Source organism: Dyadobacter sp. SRI_021, from assembly GCF_057586235.1.
Window position 1 is genome coordinate 451,285 of sequence record NZ_JBYCZM010000006.1, and the last position, 14,791, is coordinate 466,075.

The window sequence follows — 14,791 nt, forward strand, 5'->3', positions numbered from 1 at the left end:
GAACTAGGTAGTTAAGTAGCGATTAACAACTCGCGGAGCCGCTTGGGCTAGTTTTTTAGCTTCACGTCGGCAGGTAGCGAAAAGAAAGAATCTTCAAGCTTCATTTCCTCGATTTTAATCGCCTCCGACTTCCAGGTATACTGTGGATTTTCGATTACAAAGGCCAGTGGCAAGGCACCTGACGATGCTTCCAGATAATCGCTCCAGTTGCCAAATTTATGCTTGGAAAATGGCTTTGTGTCTACCTTCAATGATTCATCATAGTAATACGTTGTTTTAACTGAGCCCGTAGTCATAATCAGTCCTTTGCATTTTCGGCCGAGAATGTCGAAAGGTCCATCCAGCTTTTCGATTTTCTCAACTTTACCTGTTTCTGTGCCGGCATCGAAGCTTTTGGCTGTCTTATCGCCGTCAATGCTATAATACTTGTTGTCATGGCTATTATAAAGCTGCATGGTCACTTGCTGTCCGTTTGAAGTCGACTTGTAGTTATTTGCATTAATGTAATAATCCTGCTGGGCTCCCATAATTTTGGATGCGGATTCTGTGATATCCTGGCCATTGGGTAAGAGGAATTTGTTTTGGTAGAGGATGCGTCCCTGGAATGAAGACTGGGCAAATGCACCGAGCATGCAAAGACACAAGGGAATCGCAAAAACCAATTTTTTCATAGTAGCTGATAGTTTGAAAAATTACGGTTTGCCCATTCTGTTTGTTTTGAGCAAAGTGAGGCGCTAATATAACAGGTGTTGTAACTAATTGTTTATATTTTGTTACCTGACTCCGGCCTATGTATGGCCAATTGTGTGTCTTGAAGAAGGCTTGGTAAACTAAATTCTGTCATCTTTCACATGGGATTTCGAGTAATCTTTAATTTCCGCATATTGAATCTTTATTTTGTACTGTCAATAATGATGTTTCTCCTTGCGAGCTCTATTGACTGCAAGGCACAACGCGAACCAGACAGTTTGATAGTCATCGTCGGCGAACGAATTGCGGTAGAGAAATTTGAACCGGTACGCTCAAAGAATCAAATTTTAATGGACGAAGCCTTTAGAGCTGAGTACAAAGTGCTGGGCAATGTATTTGGTAAATTTGCGGGTGACACTTGCAGGTTCGTCGCTTATGATCACTACGGTGTGCCCGCTTTTTCTAAATACAAACACGTGCTTTTGTTCTTATCATATTATGACGGAAAGCTGTATCACGAAAAATACCAGTACTTCGACATTTACAAAACCAGGAACGGCCGGTGGGCCAGTTGCGGAGATCCATATCGATTCGATAAGGCCCATCCCGGGCGACGTAGTAGCCGTCAAATTGAAATTTGATAAGCCCGTTACCTTCGACTTATCGGGCATGAAGGAAGAGCAAGTGAAAAGGTTTTTCCCCGAACAATTCTATGAAATTAAAGGCGGCAAAGCATACTGTTGGAAAGGCGCGTATGTCGAACAACTTTTCGAGATTAAGAGGGACGGCGTGTTGGAGGCAAGAGGGATTTTCTAAGAGAACCTCTTAAAAACACTCAATATTATGTATTGGAGGTGGCTCCAAGGACGTGTCAGGAGTTGTAAAACATGTCGATCAATTTTCTCCATTCGAAGTAATCAGAGAGCTCTCCATTCATCAGAATAATCAGCCCCTTTTTAGAAAACGGGTCGTAAAGCATGTAGGTGGAAATGCCAGGACCATGCCCACTATGGCTATATGCGGGTGTCTCCGTGTTGAGTAAATACATAAACCAGGTGTGAAACCCCAGGCTCATGTCCTTTGGTGTCAGAAGTTGTATTGACCTAGCTTCAATAACACGCTTACCAGCATACGATCCGTCATTTGACCAGCAGGCGAGAAACTTCGCCAGATTGTTTATTGTGCAGCGCAGCTGGCCTGCGGGATAGTCCGGATATTTGCCCTGGGGCAATTTTTCATACCGGCCGAGCGAGTCGGAATACTGATAAGGCACTGCCAGACGGTCTGATCGAAACTGTTTTAAAGACCAACTGGTATGACGCATTTCGAGCGGAGCAAATAGATGCGTTTTGCTGTACTGATCGAATGGCATCTTCGCAATCCGTTCGACAAGATAACCTAAAAGTGCAAAGCCAATATTCGAGTATTCGAACCTGCTACCCGGTTCGACGCCGGCAAAATTCTTATTCGCATGATAGTGCTTGCCACCCACTGATAGATAGTCTGCAAGAAACGTTTCCAACGGGATATGGGCACCGTGATATTCATTCTCCCAAAATGGAAGCAGATAGTCCAGATTATCGGCTATCGAAGAGCGGTGCCGGAGCAGTTGCCTAAACGTGATGGGAGTAGCTGGAAACAATGGATTGGCAACGCTAAATGGAAGGAAGCGGTTAATGTCGTCATCCAGCCGGAAGTAACCCTTTGCTTCGAGTTGCATAACGGCGGCGGCCGTTACTGTCTTGGAAATAGAGGCTATGTGAAAAACCGTTGAATCCGACACCGGTATTTTTTGCTCAACGTTTTGGAAGCCGTAATAACGCGTCCAGGAAACTTGGCCGTTTTCAACCTTTGCTGCGGCAAGGCCAGGAACGCGAAGGTCTTGCAATTTCCCGATAACCAGCGAATCAAGTTTGGATGTCTGAGCATGAGCTAATCCAGCCAATAGGTAAAATGCTAATAACAGTAAAGGACATTTCATAGACTGCGGAAAGAAAGATACTTGAATGGGAGCCGAAGTTAACAATGCGATCAGTGCAAACGAAAGTTACAAAGCAAAAAATGACGGTTGAAAGCCTGCACTTCGTCATCCGGCTTTTTAGCTGGTCGCACAACTGCCAGCCGCACCTTAAACCGCCGTATGGGCTTGCAACCAGCGGGACAAGCCCCGTCATTTTTTCTTTGAGTGGAAGACAGCGATTGCCCTGAGCACAAAGCCTGGGCGGCCCCGCCGGGCCATAGCTACTCTTAAATGCCTTTCAATCATGAGAAATCTCGCAAATGCTCCAAAAATCTATGTTGGAACTTATGGTCAGTATAGCAGTGGTTCGCTGTTCGGTAAATGGTTTGACCTGACGGAATATTCTGATCTCAGACAATTTCTTCAAGACTGTTTTGAGTTTCATCGGAATGAATTTGACAGCGACGGCTGCCGTCCGGAGCTCATGTTCCAGGACTGGGAAAATATCCCGGACTTTTTGATATCAGAATGCAGCCTTCACAAAGAAGCGTTCGCCTACTTTGGGGCCAGCGGCGAAATGGACGATGAGACTGCTGAAGCGTTCGAGATTTACTGTAAGCAGATCAACTATTGGCCATCTAATGGCTACGAGGTGGAAGACCAAATCGAAAGTTTCCAGGAAAGCTACCAAGGGTTCTTTGGCGGCTCTGGGAAAGACGCTACACTTGAATATGCCTATCAATATATCGAAGACACAGGTTTGTTGTCAGGTGTGCCACAAGCTCTTGAAAGGTACTTCGACTATGAAGCCTTCGCCAAAGACTTGTTTTTAGAAGGGTACAGCGAACACGAAGGTCATATCTTCACAGATTATTGAAGGCAAAGTGCCGTTAGATGCGGGCCGCATCTAACGGCACCTTATTCTTTTTGTTCCACTAGGAAAGAGAGGAAGCAAGCATCAAATGCTGACTATTATTTTTCGATCAAAAACATCGACTGCACGTGTCAATCGATGTTTTTGATTGTTAACGTAAAGCAGGCAGCAATGGAAAAGAAGGACAAGCAATCAGAGGAGCGTTCGGCGTTGTTCACGCATCAATTAGTCACTTTGGCGGATCTTGAAAAGTTTAAAGAGCAAATGCTCTCAGAAATGAGACGGCTGCTGGCAGGTGGAGGCTCTCAGCATTCCAAACAATGGCTCAAATCTCGGGAGGTCAGGAAGTTGCTCGATGTCTCACCAGGCAAGCTGCACGCCATGCGTGTAAGTCGCCAGCTCAGCTTTATGCGGATTGGCGGCGTGATCTACTACGAGCGGTCAGATATTGATAAAATGTTCGAAAAGTTTAAAACTATTGCGGTCAAATGAGGCATAAACGCTTCTTAGCCGGCTTTGGAAACGGGTGCCCGCCAGACGAAATTCATGTCGAGGTTTATTTTTTGCAGCAAGGATCGACGGCTCGCGAAGCAGCCAGTTTTTTTGCCATTACCAAATACAGCTATGGCAAAATGTGAACGGTAAGCCGATGAAAAATTGGAAGAGACTTGCTTGGTCGTGGGTGTGGTATACAAGACGCCGCTAACAAGGCGAAGGGCCTGTTCAACCCCATTTTGCTTGCTCAAATAGATTGCCTTAGATGGCAAAAGCAAAAAAATGCTCGTTAATAGTGCTTTTTGCTTTGAATGAGACAGGAGACACCAATAAAAAGATGTCAGTTCTTCCGGTACTCCTAGCTTAGTTATATAAGCCGTTCAAGACGCCCCATACCCAATGCTTAATCCAATTTTATTGCTGAACACTCGGCGCTGGACGGGAAATTAACCTGAATTTTCAACAAACCCACAGCGAAGTTTTCAAGGCAACTTAAAACAGCCAGAATTATAGAAATTATTAGAAACAGCGAGCGGGTTCGGTAGCTTAGATACCGGCGAAAAGTATTTTTGAAAGAAATGCAGCAGCAGACTGCGATATTGGCATATACAGGTATGGATACTTCGATATACACTGTATTTCGTAACCCAAACGGGAAATGACGAAATACAGTGTCTTTTTTGTGGTGCCATTTCAAATTACCTGTTGATAATCAACATATTGCTTTTGGGTATAAGTATTTACACTTAGTGAGCATCGTATCCAAACTCAACATGATGAATCGCCAATCCCTGACGGCAGACGCGACGCGTACAATACTTCGCTCCGTCTCACAGGCCGTTGGAATGCTCGGTGACACCGACTTTGTGTCCGGTTTCGCCTCCGAAGACAATGCTCCCCTGCTGCAACTGATGGGAATCAGGGCGGGAGCAGCGCAAGCCGCCTCTGTCACCTCAACAAAGGTTTCCCGATGGCGCGACATCGTTTCCCAAACCGGCATGGAAGTCTTAAAAAAACTGTTTTCCCAAAGCCGCGTCATCCCCTTTTCCGACTGGACGGACGTGCACCAGGCCGCCGATGTCTGGTACGGCCTATTGGCCGATGTAATTCGCCCGCTGGCACGCAACGACTGGGAATTCATTTTCTACCTCGGCAATCCTGCCAGCCGTCACTTTTTCGACGTGGATGAAATCCTGGATGTAATGGGCAGGTTCACCCACAGTGGCAATGTAACTCTTGCGTTGGATGAGCGGGAAGCCTGGGGCGTATGGTCGGTACTATTCGGAGGGAAGGATATTGCGGAGTTTAGCATGAAGGATCCCGACGCGAGAGGGCGTTATAGGACACTTTTCCAGACATTGGACGTGCGGCGTCTTATTATCTATTCTGAAACTAATGCTTCGCTGATCATGCAAGACTTCTATTTTGAGGTCACCCGCCCGCCGGTGCCCGCATATATGCACCACGAGCGCGAGCGCGACAAATTCATCGAAGGCTACGCATCAGGCCTGAAAATCGGCATGGAACCCTCGCACTGCTTGCTACTAGGCATCGCTACGGCCGGTTCTATTTCCGGTGACGAACCGGTCAAAGCCGCAGTAGAGCGTTTCTTGTCTGGATGGGCAAACAGCATTTGAGTGCCCGTTCTCAGGGGTTACTTTCTTCGGATCGCCACTTTGCGTTCCCACTTTCATTAAATTCGTACATCTGCCCCTATCATGCGATACAGTTCTTTCGCCGTGGCAGATCAGCCATCACATCTAGTATGAAAGAAAATATCCAGAACGGGCGCGAAGCTCAGGAAGCGCTTCCCAAAAATCCAGAGACCAGGGAGTTTCTGGAAAAACAGCGCAAGATACTGCTCGACTTAAGTGACGACATCACGCAGATCCGTGACAAGAATGACCTGATCGCGCTGTTTTCTTCCCGCATTAAGAGCCGTTTCTACTTTAAACATACGATCGTAACCCTAATCGACCCGGAGCGGACCTCGTACCGCCCGTTTTTGCTCGACCCGAAATCATCGCCCATTCAGACGCACCCGATCTATGCCACGCTGGTCGACTCCGATTTTCCCCTGAGCGGCCCATTCATAGAGGGTGTACTCGATGCCGGCAAGCCGGTTTTGTATTGGATGGAAGATGTGATGGACCTGCCGGGCAGCCCCACTTTTCTGCGAGTGAATTATGAAAGGGGTATTCGGGAAATCCTGATGACGCCTCTGAAAAGCAAGAACGAGATCATCGGCTTCCTGCATATGTACACCGACCGTCCGGGCAGTTTCACGGAGGAATTCGTCGGCATAATAGAAAGCATTGCACCGCAGATTTCCAGCGCGGTCACCAATATCATCAAGAACGAGCAGATCAGGGAAAAGGAGTGGATCAATGAAGTCCTGCTCGAATGCAGCATTGGCCTGGCCGCGGTCCGCAACCGGCAGGAACTCGTCGACGCGGTGCGCACAACCTTGGTCCGGTTCAACCTCATGCGCGGGTTCAGTATCCGGCGGATCAATCCCGACGGGCAAACCATGAACACTTACGCATACGATTTGGGAGTTAACCAGATTTCCGATGAGGACAGAATCGAGCTGACCCAGGGACAGTTCCCGATTTCCGACGGCCTGCAAAACCGGGTGCTCGACAGCGCGATACCGCTGCAGGTTAACATCGACGCGGAGGTCAGCCGGGGCGTCACAAGCTGGTACATTTGGATATGGCAGCGCATGGGCCTTAAAACAATGGTAGGCATCGCATTGCGCAATGGCGATTTGAAGCTCGGCGTGCTGTGGCTGGGTATAGAGCAGGCTAATCTCACGCTGTTGCAGGCGATCGGATCGCAGATCTCGGTGGCGATGTCGAATGTGCTGGCTGCGGAGGAGATCATCGAACGGGAGCAGGAGAAAAGTTTCCTGCTCGGTTTCAGCAATGAAATTTCACGCGTACGTACGAAGGAGGATTTAAAGAATGCCGTTTTTAAGGTGCTAAGCCGCGTACAGAACGTCAGGCTGGCCCTGATCAACCTGATCGCTGACGATAATTTTACTTTGGAACCCCTCATGCATGACAAGACGCTCTTCGAAAATGCCGGGCAGCTCGATGCATTGGCAGCAGTTTCCGGCAGCGTCGACAAACCGATTACCGCCAGAATACTCGCTTCCGAAGACCGTGTAATCCTCAACGTTGAAAAAGAACTTACGACCTGTCCCGACAATCCTTTTGTAGAGCATTGGGCGAAAACAGGGCTTCAATATATTTTTGCGGCGCCTCTGCGCAGTGCCCAGGCCGACCTTGGTACACTCTGGCTGCTCACCGATAACCTGAAAAGTGAACTCCTGCAAGGTATTTGCTCGCAGATTTCGACAGCCGTTGCCAACATTCAGGCCAATGAAAAGATATTGGCTTATAAAAGGATGCTCGAAATGGAGAACAGCCAGTTGAAAGAGCAGATCAAACAGACGTACAATTTCAACGAGATCGTTGGCAGCGGGCCGGAAATGCAGCAGGTATACGAGCTGATCAGCCTCGTGGCGGAATCTAACTCGACTGTCCTCGTTACTGGTGAGACTGGCACAGGAAAGGAATTGATCGCCAGAGCGATCCACAGCACTTCGCCTCGGAAAGATAAGCTGATGATCAAGATCAACTGTGCCGCATTGCCTGCCAATTTGATTGAAAGTGAGTTGTTTGGGCATGAGAAGGGCGCATTTACCGGCGCGCTGGAACGCCGGATAGGCAAGTTTGAACTGGCCGACCATAGTACTTTGTTTCTCGACGAGATCGGCGAAATGCCGCTGGAAGCGCAGGTGAAACTGCTGCGCGTTTTACAAGAGCAGGAGCTGGAAAGGATCGGCGGGAAAACAACTATCAAAGTGAACGTCCGCATTATTGCGGCTACCAACCGGAACCTGGAAGAAGAGGTAAAGGCAGGCCGGTTCCGATCCGACCTGTACTACCGCCTCAATGTCTTTCCGATCCACCTGCCACCCCTGCGCGACCGGCGCGACGATATTGTGCCGCTCGCACACCTGTTTGTGGACCGGTACAGTAAAGCCACCGGCCGGAAAGTCAAGAAAATTTCGCCCAAAGTGCTGCACGAACTTACGAGCTATCCCTGGCCCGGTAATGTACGGGAACTCGAACATTTGATGGAACGGTGTGTACTGCTGTCGACCGGGCCGATGATACGGGAGGTATACTTGCCTAACAAGAAGGCCAATGGGATATCGCAGTTCACCACAATGGTGGGCACGTTGGAGGACGTGGAGCGGGCACACATTATCGAAACCATCAAACGGTGCGGCGGAAAGCTCGCCGGTCGTGGTGGGGCTGCCGAATACCTAGGAATGCCTGCCACCACACTGCATTCAAAAATCAAGAAGCTGGGCATTACGAAACGTCAGTACTTGGCAGATTGAGCTGAACAAAACGAAATCACGCGATATACAAAGCCGACCCGTGTTAATAGGCGAAATATCGCGTGGTTTTTTATAATGACAAACAGGTAATTTGTTTATTATCAATAGCTTGCTAGTTTGGTATGGCGATTGATCTTTATGAAGTGTTTTTGAACCAAAATCTTTAACACTCATGAAAATCGTAGTAATCGGCGGAAGTGGCCTTATCGGTTCCAAAGTTGTCACTAACCTTACCAACCTAGGCCACGAGGTAATCGCGGGCTCACCAGCAACAGGCATTAACACCATCACAGGCCAAGGACTGGCGGAGGCGCTGAAGGGCGCCGACATTGTGATAGACGTTGCCAATTCACCTTCTTTCGAAGACCAGGCCGTGCTCGATTTCTTTACAACCTCGGGCACCAACCTGCTTGCGGCGGAAAAGGAGGCGGGCGTGAAACATCACATTGCATTGTCGGTGGTAGGTACGCAGCTGCTGTCGGAAAGCGGCTATTTCCGTGGCAAGATCGCGCAGGAAAAGCTCATCCGAGAGTCGGGTATACCCTATACCATCGTCCATTCCACGCAGTTTTTCGAGTTTCTGGGCGGCATTGCGCAGTCGGCCACCCAGGGGCAGATCGTGCGGCTGTCGGCAGCCTATGTTCAGCCTATTTCATCAGATGATGTGGCTGCGGCTGTAACAGAGGTTGCGCTCGACACACCCCACAACGGAATTGTCGAGATTGCCGGCCCAGAACGTTTCCGTCTTGCGGAGCTCGTTCAGAAGTTCCTTAACCTCAAAGGTGACACCCGCTCGGTGGTGACCGACAGCCAGGCCCGGTACTACGGCGCGCTGCTTTCGGACGTGGTACTACTTCCTGCGGGCGATGCGCGCACGGGCTTAGTGAGCTTCGCCGACTGGTTTAAAACGACCAACGTGTAACATCCACAGTGAGCGTTCATTTATTAACCGATTTCTAAACCAAAACAACTACGGCTATGAACTTGTTTATGCCCATGATGTACGATAACAGCGACGACGACTACAAACACGGAGTCCAGATACTTTCCACGGAGACCCACCACCATGAAGATCATACCTTCGAAGGCAGCGAATTCATGGACGATGCGCTCCGGATGCACGAGCAGCCGCTGGAGGATGACGAGTAACCACCCGCAGGCAGACAGCCTGCATTCCCTACCTGGCGCATTCCGGACGGTCCGGATCGTTTAGCACAGTTTTTCCTTTTAGTCATGAAGCATTTACAGGTATCCAAAGTATTTCAAACCGTTAGTTCGGGTGATGGGCAATTTGCTACCCGGAAAGTACGCTCGATCCATTTCAATGGACTTTTGGACCCATTGATCGGTTTCGACCATTTCGAATTGACGGCTGATGTCTTTGGCCCCCATCCTCATGCAGGTATGTCGGCAATGAGTTATCTTTTTGAAGATTCCGGCCATTACCACAATCTCGATTCGTCCGGGACGGACATCATGATTTCACCCGGCAGTCTAATGTGGACCTGGGCGGGCCGGGGTGTCGTACATACGGAGTTTCCCGTGCCGGAAGGTTCTCGCGTACACGGTATGCAGGTATTCCTAAATACGGCCGCGAGCCGAAAGCAGCAGCTACCACAGGCCTTGTTTATTGACAGCCGCGAAATGCCTGTGAGCAGCCACAACGGAGCGACGGTGAAGGTAGTTACCGGGCATACGGACGCAATCCGCAATCCTATCGAAACGCCCGATTGTCTGACATTCCTTGATATTGCGATCGAATCGGGCGGTGCGTTCAGGCATGATCTGCCGACGGGCTGGACCGCGACCATTTACGTCATGTCCGGGAAGGCCGTTTTAGCCAACGATCACAAATCCTGGGATATCGCTATGGGCCAAGTGGTGGCCATCGGGCGTTCTGATCAGCAGGAAACACTGCTCTTAACTGCTGTTTCCGATGCCAGGATCATTTTCCTGAGCGGCAAGCCCCTCGGCGAGCCGATCTTCTCAGCGGGCGCTATGGCCATGGGTTCGCAAGAGGAGCTTGGCAAGGCCATTTCAGATTTCGAAGAGGGCCGGATGGGTTTTATCCGGATCGAAGGGAATGTCAGAACCATTGTTTTAGCTACATAAAATTCAACCTGACATGCGGCATTACCGCACACTATTCTCCGAAACAAGCTTGCGATATTCCATACATCGGAAGCCGCTATTGATCAACCAATGATCGTTTATTTCAATTTTTTTATTAACCAATTAAATTTTTAAACAATGAATGATTTTCTGATTGCAATCCACAGAGACATTACCAGCTCAGATCCGATACCTACTGCTGCGCAAATGCAAGCTGCTGTCAAGCCATACCAGGATTGGGTGGCCGGTATCGGTGCAAAAGGTCGTTTAGCGGCTCCCCCAAAAAGATGGGACATGGACGGTCGCGTGATCAAAAAAGGCAATGAGGTAATCAAAGGCCCGTTTGTAGAAAACAAACAGTCGATCGGTGGGTTGTTTCTGATTCAGGCCGAAAACTACGACGAGGCTGTGGAGATCGCCAGTGGTTGCCCTATTATCGAATTCGGCGCATCAGTGGAGGTGCGGATGGCGATACCGCCGGTGCAATAATTCCGACGGTCTATTAGTAACCTGAACGCCCAGCTTTGTACGGGGCGTTCAGGTTTAAGAAGTTAGGTTAAGGTTTATTTACCTTGCAGGATCTCCACAATCCCTCCCAGGAGCAAGATCGGGCAATCCCTGGCAACGGCGACCGCCTCGACATAATCACTGGCTTCGATGAAGATTAACCCCTGAACGGTGACATCGACTTTGACCTCTTCTTCCCTGCTGACCGCTATGCCGCCCGCATCCCACCGTTGAACCGGTCTTGTGAGTCGTTGGCGTGCGGCCAGGCTGAGAAACCAGTCCTGCCAATGCTTGCGGTACATGATCAATTCTTCCTCTTCCAATGGCGGAATAGCGCTTTGATGATTCCTTCTAAAAACCAGTAAGAACTCCATTCGTTAATATGTGGTCATGGTCAGAGCATACAATGCAGCAAGAGCTGTGCCAAATATCCAACTGGTTATTTAAAAAGGAGTTACGGAAAAGGTGCAATGTGAATTGCCGCGATATTTAGGCATTTGACGATAACAAAGGCGAAATACAGCGGCAAATTTTTTCGTTTCAGAAGTAATCAGCCTTACTGATTTTCAGTTTTTTAATTTTGGAATGAAGCGTCGTAGCCGGAATATCGAGGAACTCTGCGGCGCCGTCCGGGCCAGAAATTTTGCCTTGAAACTGCTTTAAAACCTCTATGATGTAGGCGCGCTCCACCTCTGAGAGCGTTTGTGTGGGCAGGACTGGCAATGTCTTGTCTTCCGGCTGTTGTTTGGGCAAATGGATTTCCCGGATAACCACGTCGTTGCTCAGCAGAACGCTTCGCTCGATCAGGTGTTCCAGTTCGCGGACGTTGCCGGGCCAGGGATAAGCTTGCAGTTCCTGAATGACTTTGGGCGAGATGCCGGTCACCTTCCGGCCTGAATTTTTATTGCACCGATCCACAAAAAAATGCGCCAGCGGAATGATGTCGTCGCGGCGATTGCGGAGCGGCGGGAGCACAATAGGAAATACGTTGAGGCGGTAATAGAGGTCGGAGCGGAACCGGCCGGCTTTCACTTCTTCTTCCAGGTTGCGGTTAGTTGCGGCTATAACGCGCACATCTACCTTAATGGTCGTTTTTCCGCCGATTCTTTCCAACTCTTTTTCCTGCAAAACGCGCAGGAGCTTCACCTGCGCTTCCAGGGGCATTTCGCCGATCTCGTCGAGAAACAAAGTGCTACGGTCGGCCAACTCGAACTTGCCGATGCGCCTCTCCACCGCTCCCGTAAACGCACCTCTTTCGTGGCCAAATAATTCGCTTTCAATCAGATTGGCTGGCAATGCGGCGCAGTTGACCTTGATCATCAGTTTGTTCTTCCGCGGCGAGGCATTATGAATGGCACGGGCGATCAACTCCTTACCTGTGCCGGTTTCACCAAGAAGGAGTACCGTAGAAGCCGATTCGGCCACCAACGACATTAAATGGTACACATCCTGCATTTCCGGGCCGCTGCCGACGATCTCCGAGAAGTTGTAGATCGTCCGGATCTGTTCTTTCAGCTGATCGTTCTCAATTTCAAGCAGCTGTTTGTAAGCGTGTAGCTTTTCATTGGCCAGGATATTTGAAATTGCGATGGAAATTTGCGCGCAAAGACCTTTCAGCACATTCAGATTAAGCTGGTCGGAGAGGAAAAACATCGTCCCGACATTTTGTTCGCCTACGCGCAAGGCCGAAGCGTACACATAATTCAGCCCCAACTTTTTCCAGAAATCGACGTAAGCCGGGCTGCTGCCTTTCCGTTCCTCCTCCGCGATATCAATGACGATGGGCTCCTTACTGGCGAGTACCTGTGCGAAGAAATATTCATGCACCGTGGCCCTGCGGTTGGCAAGCTGGTCAAACAGGTCCATTACGGGGGTGAAAAGCGATATATCCCACAAGTACGGGGTCAATGTCTCGCCGTCGTCCTCGATAATCCGAATCATCGCGAGCCGGGTGCCAAGCAGATGCTGCAGGGCTTCGGAAATGGCCGATTCTAGTTCTTCTTTCGTTCGCACGGCGGCGATATTCTGGCTGAAATTGAGCAGAAAAGACTTTTCGCTTTCTCGGTTCAGAATTTCCTCGTTGGCGGTGATGTTGCTGGCTGCCGTCGATAACTGGCTGGAAATGCGCTCGATAATCTGGACGGCGCTTTCATTGAAGGTACCCGTTTCATCGGAAAAAAGAATGAGGCTATGCCTGCGTGTATCTTCGCCCGGCAGCGCTTTGATCATCATCTCCCGCGCACCAGCCTCGTAATGCAGCTTGCACCATAGCGGCCCGTGATCGACATCAAAATTTTGCAGATTGAACAATACGGGCCTGTCCGATTTTGCCGCTAAGTCGTAGATACCATCTGCCACCGGATAAGGCTTGGAAATCGCTTCTTTATAGGCGTCGTAATCCCTGGACTTGGACTCCGGATCTGTCAGAAAAGCATTGTAGGTCTGGCGCGCCTCATCTAGGATCGTCATGACAGAGGCTGTGAAGTTGATCACCTTTCGCAAAGCCGAATTGATGACGTGCAACAGGTCTTTCCGGTTACGGACTTTCACCATTCTGTTGCTCAACTCAAGCAGGACTTCGTTGATCCGCTCCCTCTCCACAAGTTGTTCGTTTCCAAGCATAGCAGGTTGCCTTTCAACAAGTCTCTTATGCGGTACGGCTCATTCCCGCTTTGATTAACCTGTCGTTGTGGAAATATATTTTCCCAATGATTGATGATATTACTGGTAAAGATACATGATTTCCTGCTGTTGAAGCTCGTCCATCCACCGATCAATGTAGTCGAAAAGCTCCTGCCGGGTAGCACTCGGCCCATTTTCGCTCCGCGAACCGAAAACAATGAGCCCCAATGCCAGGCATCGGACGATGTCCATTTCTCGGGCCAGGCCCATGCAGAAGCCCTCTATGAAATGCTCGCGGGCCTGGGGTGCTATCTCAAAACTAGGCGCCACCTTTTTCCGTGCCAGCAGTAACTGGCTATGCTGGGAGAAAAGCATCGCCTGCATGGCCGAATACACAAGCAGACGATCGATATTGATGGATCGGAAAATGGAAACGAATTTCCTTTTCAAATCGGGAAAAGTCTGGTTTACAACGATGCCGTATTCATGCACGCCGTTCAACACCATCCAGAGTTTAATAGCCTCATCTTCGTCCAGTGCAATGGTAACTCGCCCGAATTTCGAAAAATCGGCAATGATACCGATCGCTTCTTCCACTTGGAACGAGCTTCGGGTGAAAGGGTCACCAAGGTAGAAGATGAATTCAGGCCTGTGGATGCCCACGGAACGGACGGTGCCTTGCAACAGGCTGTTCCAAAGGCCGGAGGCCCCGGAAAGGCTGGCCCAGTCATCGAATGCGATGGCACAACAGTTCCTTACAAACGGCTTCAACACATTCGTCACCGTGTCGCTCATGAGATAGCGCCAATTGTCTTCCTCGCTACCGGCATGCGGGATGTTGCTGCTCAAGCGATGGAGCGGGCTCAGATCTTGTGTAACATTTAGTGTAAGGCTGCGGATACCCATCCGTTGCAGTACCTCTGGCAAGGCCGATTCACGTACAGCCAAAGCGTTGATACCGAAGTCCCATATGGAAAAATTCGCAGAACCGCTTGCCGTCGGGCGACGCAGGTACATGTGCTGTGACACTGTTGGCTCTTTCAAGTGCATTTTCAGGTCAGTCAGGATCGGAGCTGGGTTAATAATCTCGGGGCTAAGTGTTTCCATGTTCGTT

Annotated in this window: 14 protein-coding genes; 9 read left to right on the forward strand and 5 right to left on the reverse strand. The window is 49.5% G+C overall.

Going from position 1 to position 14,791, the window contains the following annotated elements; genetic code table 11:
* Positions 1–47: 47 nt before the first annotated feature.
* The gene (locus tag AC2YIT_RS20875) at positions 48–671 is read right to left on the reverse strand and encodes a hypothetical protein (protein WP_487280452.1); all 624 of its coding nucleotides are present in this window, start codon (positions 669–671) and stop codon (positions 48–50) included.
* Positions 672–1,188: 517 nt separating this feature from the next.
* Between AC2YIT_RS20875 and AC2YIT_RS20880 the strand changes: the two genes are divergently transcribed.
* Positions 1,189–1,506 carry a hypothetical protein gene (locus AC2YIT_RS20880; RefSeq protein ID WP_487280453.1) on the forward strand — a complete coding sequence of 106 codons (318 nt, stop codon included), beginning with the start codon at positions 1,189–1,191 and terminating at the stop codon, positions 1,504–1,506.
* Positions 1,507–1,561: 55 nt separating this feature from the next.
* Here AC2YIT_RS20880 and AC2YIT_RS20885 read toward each other — a convergent pair whose 3' ends face one another.
* Complete coding sequence (locus tag AC2YIT_RS20885; protein WP_487280454.1) at positions 1,562–2,671, reverse strand: serine hydrolase domain-containing protein; 1,110 nt, start codon at positions 2,669–2,671, stop codon at positions 1,562–1,564.
* 283 nt (positions 2,672–2,954) lie between these two features.
* On the opposite strand from AC2YIT_RS20885, the gene AC2YIT_RS20890 reads away from it, so the two are divergent.
* The 8 genes from AC2YIT_RS20890 (at position 2,955) to AC2YIT_RS20925 (ending at position 11,037) form a co-directional block, all read left to right on the forward strand.
* Positions 2,955–3,527 (forward strand): antirestriction protein ArdA, encoded by a 573-nt coding sequence (locus tag AC2YIT_RS20890; RefSeq protein ID WP_487280455.1) that lies wholly within the window; start codon positions 2,955–2,957, stop codon positions 3,525–3,527.
* A gap of 168 nt (positions 3,528–3,695) precedes the next feature.
* Positions 3,696–4,016, forward strand: coding sequence for a helix-turn-helix domain-containing protein (locus tag AC2YIT_RS20895; protein ID WP_487280456.1), 321 nt, complete (start codon positions 3,696–3,698; stop codon positions 4,014–4,016).
* Positions 4,017–4,792: 776 nt separating this feature from the next.
* Positions 4,793–5,656: a hypothetical protein gene (locus AC2YIT_RS20900; RefSeq protein WP_487280457.1), complete on the forward strand. Its 864-nt coding sequence runs from the start codon at positions 4,793–4,795 to the stop codon at positions 5,654–5,656.
* A 128-nt stretch (positions 5,657–5,784) separates the two neighbouring features.
* A complete protein-coding gene (locus AC2YIT_RS20905) occupies positions 5,785–8,436 on the forward strand; it encodes a sigma-54-dependent Fis family transcriptional regulator (protein ID WP_487280458.1) in 2,652 nt (883 codons plus the stop codon).
* Between the two features lie 172 nt (positions 8,437–8,608).
* On the forward strand, positions 8,609–9,358 hold the full coding sequence (locus AC2YIT_RS20910) for an SDR family oxidoreductase (protein ID WP_487280459.1): 750 nt from the start codon (positions 8,609–8,611) through the stop codon (positions 9,356–9,358).
* A gap of 56 nt (positions 9,359–9,414) precedes the next feature.
* Positions 9,415–9,585: a hypothetical protein gene (locus AC2YIT_RS20915; protein ID WP_454523976.1), complete on the forward strand. Its 171-nt coding sequence runs from the start codon at positions 9,415–9,417 to the stop codon at positions 9,583–9,585.
* A gap of 84 nt (positions 9,586–9,669) precedes the next feature.
* Positions 9,670–10,548 carry a pirin family protein gene (locus AC2YIT_RS20920; protein WP_487280460.1) on the forward strand — a complete coding sequence of 293 codons (879 nt, stop codon included), beginning with the start codon at positions 9,670–9,672 and terminating at the stop codon, positions 10,546–10,548.
* A 138-nt stretch (positions 10,549–10,686) separates the two neighbouring features.
* Positions 10,687–11,037 carry a YciI family protein gene (locus AC2YIT_RS20925; RefSeq protein WP_487280461.1) on the forward strand — a complete coding sequence of 117 codons (351 nt, stop codon included), beginning with the start codon at positions 10,687–10,689 and terminating at the stop codon, positions 11,035–11,037.
* Between the two features lie 74 nt (positions 11,038–11,111).
* Here AC2YIT_RS20925 and AC2YIT_RS20930 read toward each other — a convergent pair whose 3' ends face one another.
* From AC2YIT_RS20930 to AC2YIT_RS20940, 3 genes are all read right to left on the reverse strand, one after another.
* The gene (locus AC2YIT_RS20930) at positions 11,112–11,429 is read right to left on the reverse strand and encodes a YciI family protein (protein ID WP_487280462.1); all 318 of its coding nucleotides are present in this window, start codon (positions 11,427–11,429) and stop codon (positions 11,112–11,114) included.
* Positions 11,430–11,595: 166 nt separating this feature from the next.
* Positions 11,596–13,677 (reverse strand): sigma-54-dependent Fis family transcriptional regulator, encoded by a 2,082-nt coding sequence (locus tag AC2YIT_RS20935; protein WP_487280463.1) that lies wholly within the window; start codon positions 13,675–13,677, stop codon positions 11,596–11,598.
* Positions 13,678–13,776: 99 nt separating this feature from the next.
* The gene (locus tag AC2YIT_RS20940; RefSeq protein ID WP_487280464.1) at positions 13,777–14,784 is read right to left on the reverse strand and encodes a hypothetical protein; all 1,008 of its coding nucleotides are present in this window, start codon (positions 14,782–14,784) and stop codon (positions 13,777–13,779) included.
* Positions 14,785–14,791: the final 7 nt, after the last annotated feature.